This window comes from Pseudomonas sp. V88_4 (assembly GCF_029967985.1).
GTDB lineage: Bacteria > Pseudomonadota > Gammaproteobacteria > Pseudomonadales > Pseudomonadaceae > Aquipseudomonas > Aquipseudomonas glycinae.
In genome coordinates this window covers 167,757-182,690 of the sequence record NZ_JASCAF010000044.1, presented here as the reverse complement: position 1 = coordinate 182,690, position 14,934 = coordinate 167,757, and the positions used below count along the sequence as shown (strand labels likewise).

Sequence of the window (14,934 nt, the reverse complement as noted above, 5' to 3'; positions counted from 1 at the left end):
AGCCTGTTCATGAAAAAGGCATCGTGGTTTGAATTGTTATAATGTAACATTAAATTCAATCACCATGATGGAACTGCTCATGAACGCGCTGACTTTGCCGGATGTCGCGGCGCAAGCCGCCCGCCAGGCCCTGCCTCTCGAATGGGTGGGGATGTGCGGCATCGCATTACCTGTGTTTATCGAAGGCCAACGCTTGGCTGCCAAAGCGGATGCAGGCGTCAGTCTGGATGATGGAGACGCACGCGGCATTCACATGTCGCGGCTCTATCTGGGGCTGGAAGCGCTGGAGCAGCAGAACCTTTCTCCCGCTCTCCTACGTCAGGTTCTACAGCGTTTTCTCGACAGCCACGAAGATCTGTCCGACGCCGCTTATCTGAATATCCACACCGATTTACTGCTCAGAAGACCGGCATTGGTCAGTCCTTTGGCGGGATGGAAAACCTATCCGATCACCGTTTCAACCCTGCTAAAAAACAAAGTGTTCCACGTGGAACTGAAAATCGACGTCGCCTACTCCTCAACTTGCCCCTGTTCCGCAGCATTGGCGAGGCAGTTGATCCAGCAACAATTCGTCGACGACTTTGCCAACAAGCCACTGCAACACGCCGATGTGTTGACTTGGTTGGGTTCGGTACAAGGCATCGTGGCCACACCTCACAGCCAGCGCAGTACCGCGCAGTTGCATTTACACCTGGACGAATTTGTCGACGAACTACCGCTGACGTCCATCATCAACGACGCCGAAGCAGCCCTCGGCACCGCCGTGCAAACCGCTGTGAAACGCGCGGACGAACAGGCCTTCGCCCTAGCCAACGGCCAGAACCTGATGTTCTGCGAAGACGCCGCCCGACGCCTGAACCTGGCACTGCGTCGCTCACCCGGTGTCAGCGAATTCCATGTCCGAGTCATCCACGCCGAAAGCCTTCATGCTCACGACGCCGTCGCCGAGAGTCATTGGCGCCGGGAGCAGCCATGATTCGCTGCCATAAACTGAGCTGGGGGATACCCGGCCAACCGCTCACGGCGCCCCTCGACCTCCGATTGGAAAACGGCAGTCTGACGGCAATCATCGGCGTCAACGGCAGCGGCAAAAGCAGCCTGCTCAAAGTCATCGCCGGATTACAGCGACCCCTGGCCGGCAAAGTCGAACTGGGTGTACCACGCCAAAGCGGTTTGTCCTTCCTGCCTCAGCAACAGCATCTGGATCGACAGTTCCCGATCAGTCTTCAGGAACTAGTGGCGGCCGGTTTCTGGGGACGCCGACTGTCGTCCCAGCTGAGGGCCCAACGTCTCGAGGCTGCGCTCGAGGACTGGCACCTGAGCGGACTGGAACATCGTCCGCTGATGGCCCTCTCCGGCGGAGAACTGCAACGCGCCCTGCTCGCTCGACTGAGTCTGGCTGACACACCGTTGCTGCTGCTCGACGAACCCCATGCCGCGCTCGACGAACTGGGTCAGACACTATTGTGGCAACACCTGCACGCCTGGCATGAACAAGGACGAACCCTGGTCGTGGTTTGCCATGACCTTGCCGCGGTGCGCCAACACATTCCACAGACCTTGCTGATCAGACAGAGCGGCTGCGCATTCGGCAGCAGCACCGACCTCATCCAGCAAATCCCTCACACGCAGGTGGCCTGATGCTCACGCTGAGCCATTTATGGCAGCCGTTCCACGAGTTCGTCTTCATGCGGCGGGCCCTGCTCGGCGGTCTGGTCCTGGCGTGCAGCACGGCACCACTGGGCGTGTTTCTGATCCTGCGCCGGATGAGCCTGATCGGTGACGCCGTTGCCCACGGCATCCTCCCCGGCGCCGCGTTGGGGTTCTGGTTCGCCGGTTTGAGTCTGCCGGCGCTGACCCTCGGTGGACTCGGTGCCGGTCTGAGCATGGCCGGACTTGCCGCGTGGATCACCCGACGCACCGGGCTGCGCGAAGACGCCAGCCTCGCGGCCATCTATCCCATCTCGCTGGCCAGCGGTGTGCTGATTCTCGGCATCGCCGGCAAGCGACTCGATTTGCTGCACCTGCTGTTCGGCTCCGCATTGGCGGTCGACGGACCGACCCTCAACGGCATGTTGTGGGTATCGGCGCTCAGCCTGATGGCCATGGCGCTGATCTACAAACCGTTGCTGCTCGACACCCTCGATCCGTTTTTCCTGCGCACGGTCAGCCGACTCGGCCCCGTCGCCCATGGCGTGTTCCTGACGCTGGTGGTGCTGAATCTGGTGATCGGCTTTCAGGCGATCGGTGCATTGATGGTGGTCGGGTTGATGATGCTGCCTGCCGCCGCCTCGCGCTTCTGGAGTCGACGCCTGCCGATCCTGATCGCCATCGCCGCGCTCATCGGTTGCGCTTCGGTATGGCTTGGACTGTTGCTGTCGTTCCACTACTCGCTGCCCAGTGGCCCGGCCATCGTGCTGGTCGCCGGTGGCGGTTACCTGTTTTCCGTGGTGTTCGGACCGGTTCACGGTCTGTTGCGCCGCCCGCCTTTGCTCACATCCCAATGAGGTGTTTCCCGATGCGCGCTCTACTCGTGCTGTTCAGCCTGATGCTGTCGATGTCGTTATCGGCGGCGGAGAAACTGCCGGTGGTCACCAGTTTCAGCATTCTTGCCGACATGGTGCAGAAGGTCGGCGGCGAGCATATTCAGATCACCAACATGGTCGGCCCTGACGCCGATGCCCACACTTACGAACCCACTCCAGATGACGCCAAGGCACTGCTCAAGGCAAAGCTGATCATCAAGAACGGACTGGGTTTCGAGCCCTGGCTGGATCGTCTGGTCGCCAGCACCGACACCAGAGCCCCGGTGATCAGCGCCAGTCGCGGCGTGATTCCGCGCTCGCTGGATGAGGACGACGAAACCGTTCCCGACCCTCACGCGTGGCACAACCTGGCGAATGCCGAGCTGTACGTCGCCAACATCACCAAAGCGCTGATCGCTGCTGACCCGGCCAACAGAGCCGACTACGAGCGCAACAGCCAGGCTTACCTGAAACAGATCTACGCCCTCCTCGCCCAAGCGAAAGCCAAGCTCGGTTCATTGCCGCCTGGTAACCGCAAGATCGTCACCAGCCACGACGCGTTCGGTTATCTCGGTCAGGCCTACGGCATCGACTTCATGGCGCCACAAGGTCTGTCCACCGAGCGCGAGCCCTCCGCTGCCGAAGTCGCCGCGCTGATCACCCAGATTCGTCAGGCCAAAGTCAAAGCGGTGTTCATGGAAAACATCAAGGACGCGCGCCTGCTGAAACAGATCGCCGACGAAAGCGGCGCACACATCGGCGGCACGCTGTACTCCGACGCCCTCGCCGCCAGCGGTCCGGCCAGCACCTTTACCGGGCTGTTCGAATACAACCTCAACACCCTCTACCAAGCCCTGAGCCAACCATGATCCGAAAAAACCCTTCCGGTGATTTGCCGCAGATTGCCGAGTCTGCCTACGTCGATAAAACCGCAATCATCTGCGGCAAAGTCGTCATCGGTGAAAACGTGTTCGTCGGCCCGTACGCGGTGATCCGCGCCGATGAAGTGGACGCCACGGGCGAGATGGAGCCGATCACCATCGGCGCCAATTCGAACATCCAGGACGGCGTGGTGATCCACTCCAAATCCGGCGCGGCGGTGACCATCGGCGAATTCAGCTCGATCGCCCACCGCTCGATCGTGCATGGCCCGTGCACGGTCGGCGATCGGGTGTTCATCGGCTTCAACAGCGTGTTGTTCAACTGCGTGGTCGGCAACGGTTGCGTGGTGCGACACAACTCGGTGGTTGACGGCCGGGACCTGCCGGACGCGTTCTACGTGCCCTCCACCACCCGCATCGGCCCGGGCACCGACCTCTCACAATTCCCGCCGGTGAGCGTCAGTGCTTCGGAGTTCTCCGAAGACGTGGCGCGCACCAACGTTGACCTGGTGCGCGGCTACAAAGCCTTGCAGAACGAGTTCTGAATCATGAGCAGTGTGCTGATTCGCAATGCGCGACTGGTGAACGAAGGGCGTGAGTTCGATGCCGATCTGCTGGTCAGCCACGGGCGCATCGTCAAGATCGCCGGCAGCATCGAAGGTGAAAACGCGACCCGGGAAATCGACGCCAACGGCCAATGGCTGCTGCCGGGAGTGATTGATGACCAGGTGCATTTCCGTGAGCCGGGTGCGCCGGCCAAGGGCAGCATCCACACCGAGTCCCGTGCAGCCGTGGCCGGTGGCATCACCAGTTTCATGGACATGCCCAACACCCACCCTGCCACCCTCACCCTTGAAGCGCTGGCCGACAAAAAACGCCGGGCAGCAATCAACTCGGTGGCCAACTACGGTTTTCACTTTGGCGTCAGTCACGACAATCTGGACACGGTCGCAGCACTCAACCCGAGCGAGGTGGCCGGGGTCAAAGTGTTCATGGGCGCGTCCACCGGCAACATGCTGGTGGACGACCCGCACACCCTCGAGCGCCTGTTCGCTGAAGTGCCGACGATTCTGCTGGCCCACTGTGAACACACGCCGAGCATCGAAGCGAATGCCGCGAACCTGCGTGAGCGGTACGGCAACCAACTGCCACCCGATGCCCATGCGCAGATCCGCAATGCCGACAGCTGCTTTCGCTCATCGTCTCTGGCAGTGGATCTGGCCAAACGTCACGGCACTCGCCTGCACGTCCTGCACCTGACCACAGCCCGCGAGCTGGCCCTGTTCGAAGATAAACCGCTGACGCAAAAACGCATCACTGCCGAAGTCTGCCTGCACCATTTACTGTTCGATGACCGTGACTATCCGACCCTCGGCAACCTGATCAAATGCAACCCGGCGATCAAGTCCCGGAGCGATCGTGACGCCCTGCGTCAGGCACTGCTGAGCAATCGACTGGACGTGATCGGCAGCGATCACGCACCGCACACCTGGGCGGAAAAACAGCAAGCGTATGAACAGGCACCGTCCGGGCTGCCACTGGTGCAGCACGCGCTGCCGGCGTTGCTGGAACTGGTGGAGGATGGCGTGCTGCCGATCACCACGCTGGTGGCCAAAACCAGCCACCGGGTGGCGGATCTGTTTGCCATTCCGGATCGCGGTTATTTGCGCGAGGGGTATTGGGCGGATCTGGTGTTGGTTCAACCGGAGCCCAAAGGTGTCGCGGTGTCCCGCCAACCGGTTCTGTCGCAATGCGGCTGGACGCCGTTCGCTCAGCGCAGCTTTCGGCATAGGGTCAGCACGACGATGGTGTCGGGGCAGATCGCGTGGCATGACCATCGGATCCATGACAACTGTCAGGGATTGCCGCTGCGGTTCATGCGCTGAAAAAAAACCGCCTCCACTCGATGTGGAGGCGGTTTCGATAATGACGTTACGCTCTCGGTTTGACGGTGCCGCAATCCTGCCCCAGCCAGACCGCCCGGGTTTCCAGACTGCCCTTCTGGTTGATCCCGATGGCATTGAAGGTGCCATTGGCGACGGTGGTGAACTCGCGGTCACTGAGGAACGTCGCGACGCCGGTGCCTTGGGCTTTCGGGCAACTGAAGCGGAATTTCCACTGGTTGCCGACGCGCTCGGTGATCTGCTGCTTGCAGCCCGACTGCGGGTCCGCCAACGGAATATCGTTGGTCGCCACCTGCTGTGGCGTCAGGCAGGCGCGGATGCCCTTGCCGCCGATGTTGATCCCCTGCTTCTCCAGTTCAGCCCGCTGCTGCGGGGTGATCTGGCCTTGAATCTGACCGAGGATCGATTGCACATCCATCACCTGATCGTCGACCTTCACATTGCTCGACGTCATTTCCCACAACCCCGGCTGCAGCATTTGCGCCTGAGCAACCACCGGCAAGGCCAAACCCAGGCCCAGCGCCAAACCCAGCAGACGAACGTTCATTGAAAAACTCCTGATCAGTAGTGGCCGTTAGACGCCGGCCGCCTGTTTCGGTTCATGGCGGGCGCTGACGGCTTGAAAACAAATAGCGACAATCGCCGTGGAACATGGTCTGTTAAGCATTGAATCTTCAGGAGCAAGGTTGCCCCATGGATTATTTCGGACCGCACATTTTCGGTTATCTGATCGCCCTGATACACACCCTCGGCTCGATCGCCGCGATCCATGCCGTGTTGACCGTACGCACCGCCCAAGGCTCGATCGCCTGGGCGCTGTCGCTGATCTTTATTCCCTACCTCACCCTGATTCCTTATCTGGTGTTCGGCCGCAGCACCTTCGATGGCTACATCAAGGCCCGCCGCCAGGCCAACGAACAGATGCGCCAGGCGATTTCCGAACTCAACTGGCGGCCGTGGGTGGAAGAAGCCCTGACCGCCCGCGCCTCGAATGCTTATGACTCATTGCGCGCGATGCCGAAGCTGGGACGCATGCCGTGCCTGGCCAACAATGAAGTGCAATTGCTGATCAACGGTGCCGCCACCTTCGAGGCGATTTTCCACGCAATCGACCAGGCGCGGGAAGCGGTGCTGATCCAGTTTTTCATCATTCACGACGATCGTCTTGGTCAGCGCCTGCGCGATCTGCTGTTGAAAAAAGCGGCCGAAGGCGTGGTGATTCATTTGCTCTACGACCGCATCGGCAGCCACGCCCTGCCCCACAGCTACGTGCAAGCGCTGCGTGATGGCGGCGTCGAGGTCAAGGCGTTCGCCACCCGCAGCGGCTGGCTCAATCGGTTCCAGGTGAATTTTCGCAACCACCGCAAGATCGTGGTGGTCGACGGGGTGATCGGGTTTGTCGGCGGTCACAACGTCGGCGACGAATACATGGGTGAAAAGCCACCGCTGGCACCGTGGCGCGACACCCACGTCCAAGTGCGCGGCCCCGTGGTGGCGTGCATGCAGGAGTCGTTTGCCGAAGACTGGTTCTGGGCCGCGCGGACATTGCCGCCGCTGATCCTGCCGGACGCGTACCCCGAGGATGGCGTGCTTTGCCAATTGCTCGCCAGCGGCCCGGCGGATGCCTACGAAACCTGCTCGCTGTTCTTCGTCGAGGCCATCCACGCCGCCACCGAGCGCGTGTGGATCACCAGCCCCTACTTCATTCCCGACGAAGCCGTGTTCGCAGCATTACGCCTCGCGGTGTTGCGCGGGGTCGACGTGCGCCTGTTGCTGCCTTCGCGTCCCGACCATCGCATCGTCTACGCCGCCTCCAGCCTTTACGCCTTCGAAGCGGTACGCGCGGGCGTGCGGGTATTCCGCTACGAACCGGGGTTCCTGCATCAGAAAGTGGTGTTGATCGACAGCGAGATCAGCGCCATCGGCAGCGCCAATCTGGACAATCGTTCGTTCCGGCTGAATTTCGAGGTGATGCTGCTGACCGTCGACAGCGAATTCGCCGCCAGCGTGGAACAGATGCTCAACGACGACTTCGCCCAGGCCTACGAGGTCGCCAAAGAAGAAAGCCGGGAGATCCACCGCCTGCAACAGGTCGGCATGCGGATCGCCCGGCTTATTTCACCGATTCTCTAGGTTCAAGGATTGTAGATGTCGTCCCTCGTCCACGGCAGGTCATGGCTGCCGTCGGCATGGGCCTTCACGGCGAGGATCTGGTGCAGATTGATCCAGCCACGGGCAAATGCATACGCGCAGCCCGCGAGGTACAGACGCCAGATACGCAGCGCCTGGTCCGGCACCAGTTTCGCGGCGGCTTCGAGGTTGTCCTCCAGCCGTTCGCTCCAGTGGTCCAGGGTACGCGCGTAGTGCAGGCGCAGACTCTCGACGTCGACGATCTCCAGACCCGCTTCGCTGATCTCGGCCGAGATCATCGCCAGGTGCGGCAGCTCGCCGTTGGGGAACACATACTTCTCGATGAAATCCCCGGCACCGCGCCCAACCGGGCGGCCATCGGTGTGCTTGGCGGTGATGCCATGGTTCATCACCAGACCGCCCTCTTTCACCGCACCGAACAGGGTTTTGCAGTATTCGGCGAGATTGGCATGACCGACGTGCTCGAACATGCCGACGCTGACCACTTTGTCGAAACGCCCGTCCTGGGGCAGATCGCGGTAGTCGAGCAGTTGCAGTTCGATCTGGTCTTCAAGACCTTCGTCTTTGACCCGCTCGCGGGCCAGGGCCAGTTGCTCTTTACTCAGGGTGATCCCGAAGACCTTGGCGCCGAACTCACGGGCGGCGTACCGCGCCAGCCCGCCCCAACCGCAACCAACGTCCAACAGATAGTCGCCGGGCTGCAGGCGCAGCTTGCGGCACAGGTGCCGGAACTTGGCTTGCTGGGCTTGCTCCAGGGATTCGCTGCCGGTTTCGAAATACGCACAGGAATACGCCATGTCGCTGTCCAGCCACAGCTGGTAGAACGCGTTGGACAGGTCGTAGTGATAGGAAATGGCTTTGGCGTCGGTTTCCTTGTCGTGGAGCGTACGCACCGGCTGACTGTCCTCGTCTTCATCGAGCAGCGCGGAGCTCAGCTCATCGCACACCCGGATGACTTCGCTGATCGAGCCCTCCAGTTCGAGTTTGCCCTCGACGAACGCCGCCCCCAGCGCGTCGAGACTCGGATGGGTCAACTGGGACACCATCAACGGGTCCTTGACCACGATGGTGACGCTGGGCGTCGGGCCCAGATTGAATTCATGGCCGTCCCAGAGTCGCAGGCGAAGCGGAAGCTGCAGATTCTGTAAGGCCGGTGGAAGTTGCGCGAGCATGGAATATCCCCCTGGTTTCAGACGTCTGATCTGAGGGTAGACCATCCTTGAAAATTAGCAGGCTATCGATTTGATAGTCGCCGACTATCAGCCGCAGTGGCTGTAATGGCGCTGTCATCCCTGGTTCAGTGCGCCTTCTCAAATGACTGCGAGAGCGGCGCACAGTTCGAAAATTGATCAGTCCGACGCTTTCAGCTTCAGCAGTGGTTCCTGAAAACGCAGCAGGCGCCCGGCATTGCCCAGCACCAACAGCGTGCTCAGGTTGTGCAGCAACGCGGCGATCATCGCCCCCGCCGCACCGAGCCAGCCGAAAGCAGCGAACACCACGATGGCCAGCGTCCAGCCCAGACCGATGATGACGTTAACTTGCAAGGTGCGTCGGCACTGACGACTCAGGCGCACGCAGGTGCCGAGCCGACGCAGGTCACTGCCAATCAGCACAATGTCGGCGGACGCCAGCGCGATGTCCGCGCCGCCCGCGCCCATCGCCACTCCGACCACGCCCGCCTTGAGCGCCAGCGAATCGTTGATCCCGTCGCCGACCACCATCGGCCGGAAGCCGTTGTCGATTTCCTTGAGCACTCGATTGAGTTTGTCTTCGGGCAACGCCTGGGCTTCGACTTCGTGCAGGCCGACATCCCTGGCCAGGGTTTGCGCGACGCTTTGCCGGTCACCGGTCAACAGCAGTTGCCGCCCCAGCCCGAGCTCACGCAGTTCACTCAGGGCAAATCGCGCTTCCGGTTTGACCGTGTCGGCCAGCAACAGCCAGGCAAGGAATTCGCCGTTCAGCGCCAACCCGGCAATCGGGCCATCGTGTTCGGGGATCGCCGTGGTCGGGATGCCCAACTGCGCAAACAGCTCCGGGCGCCCGAGCGCGGCCTCGCCTTGCTCCGTCCCGGCGACCACGCCCAACCCCTGTCGCTCATGAATATCGGTCAGCACCAGCACCTCTTCCGCGCTGACCAGTCCGGCCAGCGCGCGGCTGACCGGATGGCTGCTCGCCGCACCCAGGCTCGCGGCCAGCGCCATCACCGACCCGTGATCCGCTCGCGGGCTGTTGATCGACTGCAAACGCAGCGTGCCGTAAGTCAGAGTGCCAGTCTTGTCGACGACCAGCGAAGTGAGATCGGCCAATTCCTCAAGGAACGCCGAACTGCGGATCAGAATCCCGTGCCGCGCCGCCACCGCCACTCCGGCAATCGCCGTGGCCGGCGCTGACAACACCAGCGCGCATGGGCATGCCGCCACCAGCACCGCGAGCATCGCCTGTGCATCGTTGGTGATGAACCAGGTCACCGCCGCGAGCAACAACACCAGCACCATGTAACTGCCGGCATAACGTTCGAGCAAACGGGTGATTGGTGGCTTGGAGCGTTCGGCGTTCTGCATCAGCGCGATGACCTTGCCGAGGGTGGACTCATCCCCGGTACGGGTCACTTCGATTCGCAGCAACCCGTCGAGGTTGATCGCGCCGCCGAACACCGCCATGCCGACGCCCGCCTCCACCGGCACCGACTCACCGGTGATCGACGCCGTATCGAGGCTGGCCTGGCCGGACAAAACCCGACCGTCCGCCGGCACTCGATCCCCGGCGCGCACTTCGACGTTATCGCCGGCCTTGAGCGTGCCGTTGTCGACTTCGATGATCGAGCCGTCGGCCTGCACCTTGCGCGCATGGCTGCGGGTCAGTTGGCCGAGGGCATGAATCGCTTCCTGGGAGCCGATCACGCTGCGTTCTTCCAGCACGTGGCCGAAGATCATGATGATCGGCAACAGCGCGGCCGTGAGCAGATCGCCCGTGGCCCAGGCCCCGATCATCGCCAGGGCGATCAACTGATCGGTGATGCCGTGCAGGCTCGGATAACGCAGGCTGAACCACGCCGAACGCATTACCGGCACCGCGACTAATAAAGAAGCGAATCCGAGCAACAACTGACTGACGCCGGTTTGCTCCGGCATCAGCCAGCGCCAGATCAGCCCCAGACCGAGCAAGCCGAGGGCGAGCATCGCCAGGGTCAACTGGCGCGCGGCGCGGCGTTGTTCGGCCGAGGACAACAGGCTCGGTGCAGAGGTGGTTGCGGTCATTGGCTGGCTCCCTGAATGATCAGGCGGGAATCGTCTTTCGGATCGACCGTGGTGACCGAACCGGCCTGACCGAGAATCTTCGGCATCCGCTCGCGGTACAGACGCAACAGCAGTTGCGGGTCCGTACCCTGCTGTTGCGCCTTGGCCAGGCTCAACACCGTCGCCGTGTCGGCGGAGGCTTTGGCCAGGCGCTCACCGGCCTGGGCGTGGGCGACTTGCAGGGTGCGGTCGGCCTGTTCGTTGGCGGACTGGGTAAGTTTCTCGGCCTCGGTGCGGGCATTGGCAACCGCCTTGTCGGCTTGCTGGCTGGCGGTGAGGACGGCGTTGAAAGCACTGACCGCCGGCTCTGGCAGACTCGATTGCACATCGACCCGCGCCACTTCGATGCCGATGCCCTGCCCGCTCGCCTTCAACTCGGCAAGTCGTCGGTTGATGCCTTGCACCAGATCACCGCGCAACCGTTCGCGACGTTCGGCCGCCTGATTATCAGCGCCGATCAACTCCGGTCGCGCCACCAGAATGGTGTCCAGATCCCGCGCTGCCGTCAGTGCGACGGCGCTGCGCGTTACCACTCGATCCAGCGCCGGCAGCACATGTTCGCCTTGCAGTACGAAGTCATAGGGATCGGTGACTTTGTAGAACACCCGCACATCCAGCTGCACAACACCGGCATCACCCGTGAGCAGATAACCGGAGCCAGCCAGCGCATCACTCAACGGCGTAGCAAAGGTTGCAACGCGATCCGCCTGCAAGGCCTGATCACTGCGCAACAGATTTTCCACCCTGCGCTCAATGACCCGATCCGCCGCTGGCAACAAAACCACCTGCTCGAACGGCTGCGGCCAGGCCAATAACAAACCGGCATTCTGAATGCGATCCAGCGCTCCGAAATGCAGAACCACCGCACGGTTTTGCGGATCGATCTGCCGGACATTGGAAAATGCCCAGGCCAATGCCGCGAGCACGGTAACCGCGTACAGCGCGAAAAACGCCAAACGTCCTGCTTGAATCCACGGACTGTTCAGCGAATGTGTTCCACGTGGAACTTCATTCATGGCTGCAATCCGCTCTTGCTGTCGAGATTCGGCGGACCGTCGACCAACACCCGGAATGGCGCGGCGTCGGTGCGCAGGATCAGTTTGGTGTCTGGCGAAACGATAGTGCCGAGGGTGTCCAGCGAACGAAGCAAGTTGTACAGCTGCGGCGAACCGGCGTAAGCACGCCCGTAAATCTGCGCCGCTTCCACTCGCGATTGGGCTTCGATATCGGCGGCTTTCACCGTGGCATCGGCTTGCACGATTCGCGCATCGCGTTCGGCGGCGGAGCGGATCTGCGCCGCTTCACGTTTGCCGATGGCGGTGCGTTCGGTGGCGATGGTTTCACGCTCTGCGCGCATCCGCTCAACCGTTGCGGTCAGGGTCACCGATGGCAATGTCAGCCGTTCGATGCCCACCTGCACCACGCGAACGCCATAAGTGGCGAGCAGTTGCTGATCGATTTGCTGACGCAACTGCGCTTCAAAATCGTCGATGCGAACCTGGCTGGCATCTGTATTGACCAGATTGGCCAGATCAAAACTGCTGGCCGTGGTTTCCAGTGCCGAGCCGACAAACGTGCGAATCTGCCGCGCCGCTTCGTCCGGCTGGTTCTGCACCGCGCGCATGAAGCGCTGCACGTTGTCGGGATCGCCCTGCACCTGCCAGGCCACGTACGCCTGCACGATGATGCGCAAACCGTCGCGAGTACCGACATCCTGCAAGCCGCTGGAGGTCGTGCGCAAACGCAGGTCCACCGGAATCGCCGCTTCGAACGGCGCCGGCCAACGCCAGCTCAGTCCCGGTTCCAGCAACACGCGGGACGGGTTGCCGAACCGGGTGATGACCGTGGCTTCACCGGAGCGCACTTGCACCAGGCTCGCCGCCGCGATGGCGAACGCCACCAGCAATGCCGCCCAGCCCATGCGTTTCCACGGAAAAGGCCCCGCCTCTTCCGGCGCACCGTGGTGATGGTGATGATGCCCGTGATGGTGATGACCGCCGCCATGAGCATGATCGTGGCCGCTGTGGTCATGGTGATCGTGAGTGTGCGACTGGCTCAATGGGTGGCTCCTGGCTGAGCGGTGGTGCGCGCCGGATCTGCCGGCAGCGTGAACGTACGCAGGTCGATGGTCGGTGCGTTACTGCTGCCGCCCAGGCGATGGTCGAGTACCAACAGTTTGGCTTTGCTCAAACCCTGGCTGAGTTGGCTGAGGTATTGCTCCAGCACGAAGGCCTGGCCGGCGCTGGCGTAGGCTTTTTGTTCGGCGCTGAATTTCAGATCCGCCGCCCGGGCGGTGGCGTTGATTTCATGGGCGTTGGCACTGGCCTGATCCCGAGCGAGGCTGGCCTGCAACTGCGCCTGATTACTCGCTTCGGCAGCGGCACCGCGCTCGCGGGAGATTAACGCCTGAGCTCCGATCTGAGCCGCCTGCACACTGTGATAGGCATTGGCCGCCCCGGCCGGCGGGTGAATCGCTTCGACCACCGTGGCAAGAATTTCCACACCGCTGTCGAGTTTCTGCAGATCGCTTTGTACGGCACGGCCGATTTCTTCGGCGAGCCCGGTTCTGTCCTCGCCAAGCAATCCGTCGAGGGTGCGCGAGGCAAAGTCGTGCACCAGAATCCGGCTGGCGGTGCTGCGAATCAGCGTCGGCACGTCCGCGCTGTTGTAGGTGGCGGCCAGCGCGTCTTGATCACTGAGGCCGATGCGATAGACGAAGCGCACATCCATGTTGACGATCTGAAAGCTCTGCTGATCGCCACGGCTGCTGGCGATCACCTGTGACTTGTCATTGACGTGGCTGGCGTCCCACAAACGATTCGCGGTGAGAGGCGCCGGGCCTTCTGCCGGGTCCAACTGCACGGGTGCGGAGTTTTCACCGACGCTGGTCGCCAGTTCATGCACCACGCCGTTTTCAACGGTCAGCACCCGCCCCAGCGGCCAGGGCAAACCGGCGTGCAGCCCCGGCCCGAACACCTGCACCGGTTTACCGAAGCGCTCGTAAATGCCACGGCTTTGCATCGGAATTTCGTGAAGGCCGGTGAGCAACCAGCCTACCGCTGCCACCAGTATCAACACCGGCAAGAACGCGCGACGCATGTAACTGAAAGCCCAGATCTGACGCAGATCGATGCCGAAGCGGTTATGCAGTTCATGCTGCAACGCGAGCAACGGTTGTGGCGGCCAACGCAGCAGATCAGCGACAAAACTGCGGGCCAGCAGCACCGGTTCGAGTTGTTCGCGGCGCGGGCTGAACAGCGACAGCAGCGCACGCAGCAACAATTCCAGGGCAACCAACCCCGGCAAAATGCCGATCAACACTGCCAGCCGCACCGGCCAGATTGCACTGTCACTGGCGAACAACAGACACAACGCGCCCAGCACCAGACTGATGATTGCCACCCGCGCCAGCTGCGCCAGCGCTCCGGCCTCGGGCCATTGCGCCGGGTTTTCCTGCGCCAGCTGCCGCTCCAGTACCAGCAGAGCGAACGCCAGCAGCAACGCGATGGCCGCGCCGACCGTGGCGGACAGCCCCATACCCGCCGCCGGCAGCGTCAGATTCCACATTTGCTCGATGCTTAACAGCACCAGCACCGACCACCCGCCCAGCCACAATGTGGGCGCGCCGATCTGTCCTAGCAGGTGCAGACTGCGCTGACTCATGCGATCCAGCAGTCGCTCGTACCAGCCGTCTGGCGCAGGCTCTTCAGCAGCCGTCACCGGCACGACGGGATTGATCACCCGCGCCCGCCATTGCGTCACCCACCACGCCGATTGCAGCCCGGCCACCAGCACCAGCAGTGCCGCGCTCTGATTGACCAGCAGCGCGGGCCACAGCGATTGCGGCGCAAACAGCCCGACAAAAAATGCCAGCACCCACCCTGCCCCGGCCAACGCAGCCAGACCGATCGCCAGGCGACGCAAACGCCGGCCCTGCGTCGCCGCTTGCTGAAAGCGCGGCAACCCGGTGACCGGCGTGCCTTCATCCAGATCGACTTGCATATCCCCCCAAAACCCTTGGCTCACTGCACATATCGTTACGATATAACGAAAGTCGTGAAATATTTGTACTCATTTGCGCCATTCAAAGATGCGCAACCTGTCGCTTGCCTGAAGCCTTGACCGAAATGTCGGGAAACGCTCATATTACGTTCGTAATTTTTAGCACGAACTACTT

13 protein-coding genes are annotated in these 14,934 nt (G+C 62.0%); 7 read left to right on the top strand and 6 right to left on the bottom strand.

The features are described 5' to 3' along the window. Positions 1 to 79: 79 nt before the first annotated feature. The 6 genes from folE2 to QLG12_RS22005 are packed head-to-tail and all read left to right on the top strand — an operon-like array spanning position 80 to position 5,292. A complete protein-coding gene (folE2, locus tag QLG12_RS22030; protein ID WP_282475226.1) occupies positions 80 to 976 on the top strand; it encodes a GTP cyclohydrolase FolE2 in 897 nt (298 codons plus the stop codon). After that, entirely contained in the window at positions 973 to 1,641 is a 669-nt protein-coding gene (locus QLG12_RS22025; RefSeq protein WP_197868933.1) for an ATP-binding cassette domain-containing protein, read from the top strand. The genes folE2 and QLG12_RS22025 overlap by 4 nt, the downstream gene beginning before the upstream one ends. Then, a complete protein-coding gene (locus QLG12_RS22020) occupies positions 1,641 to 2,507 on the top strand; it encodes a metal ABC transporter permease (RefSeq protein WP_197868934.1) in 867 nt (288 codons plus the stop codon). Before QLG12_RS22025 ends, QLG12_RS22020 begins: the two co-directional genes overlap by 1 nt. A gap of 11 nt (positions 2,508 to 2,518) precedes the next feature. After that, positions 2,519 to 3,394, top strand: a complete 876-nt coding sequence (locus tag QLG12_RS22015) for a metal ABC transporter substrate-binding protein (RefSeq protein ID WP_282475225.1) — start codon at positions 2,519 to 2,521, stop codon at positions 3,392 to 3,394. Beyond that, positions 3,391 to 3,951: a carbonate dehydratase gene (locus QLG12_RS22010; protein ID WP_011336655.1), complete on the top strand. Its 561-nt coding sequence runs from the start codon at positions 3,391 to 3,393 to the stop codon at positions 3,949 to 3,951. The genes QLG12_RS22015 and QLG12_RS22010 overlap by 4 nt, the downstream gene beginning before the upstream one ends. Before the next feature lie 3 nt (positions 3,952 to 3,954). Next, positions 3,955 to 5,292 (top strand): dihydroorotase, encoded by a 1,338-nt coding sequence (locus QLG12_RS22005; RefSeq protein ID WP_282475224.1) that lies wholly within the window; start codon positions 3,955 to 3,957, stop codon positions 5,290 to 5,292. A 46-nt stretch (positions 5,293 to 5,338) separates the two neighbouring features. On the opposite strand, the gene QLG12_RS22000 is transcribed toward QLG12_RS22005, so the two are convergent. Next, positions 5,339 to 5,857, bottom strand: coding sequence for a DUF3617 domain-containing protein (locus tag QLG12_RS22000; protein ID WP_007954220.1), 519 nt, complete (start codon positions 5,855 to 5,857; stop codon positions 5,339 to 5,341). A 146-nt stretch (positions 5,858 to 6,003) separates the two neighbouring features. On the opposite strand from QLG12_RS22000, the gene cls reads away from it, so the two are divergent. After that, positions 6,004 to 7,443 (top strand): cardiolipin synthase, encoded by a 1,440-nt coding sequence (gene cls, locus QLG12_RS21995; RefSeq protein WP_197868937.1) that lies wholly within the window; start codon positions 6,004 to 6,006, stop codon positions 7,441 to 7,443. A 2-nt stretch (positions 7,444 to 7,445) separates the two neighbouring features. Here the strand turns inward: cls and cfaB are convergent, their stop codons facing one another. From cfaB to QLG12_RS21970, 5 genes are all read right to left on the bottom strand, one after another. Then, positions 7,446 to 8,633: a C17 cyclopropane fatty acid synthase CfaB gene (cfaB, locus tag QLG12_RS21990; protein WP_282475223.1), complete on the bottom strand. Its 1,188-nt coding sequence runs from the start codon at positions 8,631 to 8,633 to the stop codon at positions 7,446 to 7,448. Between the two features lie 177 nt (positions 8,634 to 8,810). Continuing rightward, positions 8,811 to 10,718, bottom strand: coding sequence for a heavy metal translocating P-type ATPase (locus QLG12_RS21985; protein ID WP_282475222.1), 1,908 nt, complete (start codon positions 10,716 to 10,718; stop codon positions 8,811 to 8,813). Further along, positions 10,715 to 11,773 carry a protease modulator HflK gene (locus QLG12_RS21980; protein ID WP_064379703.1) on the bottom strand — a complete coding sequence of 353 codons (1,059 nt, stop codon included), beginning with the start codon at positions 11,771 to 11,773 and terminating at the stop codon, positions 10,715 to 10,717. The genes QLG12_RS21985 and QLG12_RS21980 overlap by 4 nt, the downstream gene beginning before the upstream one ends. Continuing rightward, a complete protein-coding gene (locus QLG12_RS21975; protein WP_282475221.1) occupies positions 11,770 to 12,816 on the bottom strand; it encodes a protease modulator HflC in 1,047 nt (348 codons plus the stop codon). Before QLG12_RS21975 ends, QLG12_RS21980 begins: the two co-directional genes overlap by 4 nt. Beyond that, complete coding sequence (locus tag QLG12_RS21970; RefSeq protein WP_282475220.1) at positions 12,813 to 14,759, bottom strand: protease modulator HflK; 1,947 nt, start codon at positions 14,757 to 14,759, stop codon at positions 12,813 to 12,815. The genes QLG12_RS21975 and QLG12_RS21970 overlap by 4 nt, the downstream gene beginning before the upstream one ends. Positions 14,760 to 14,934 lie beyond the last annotated feature (175 nt).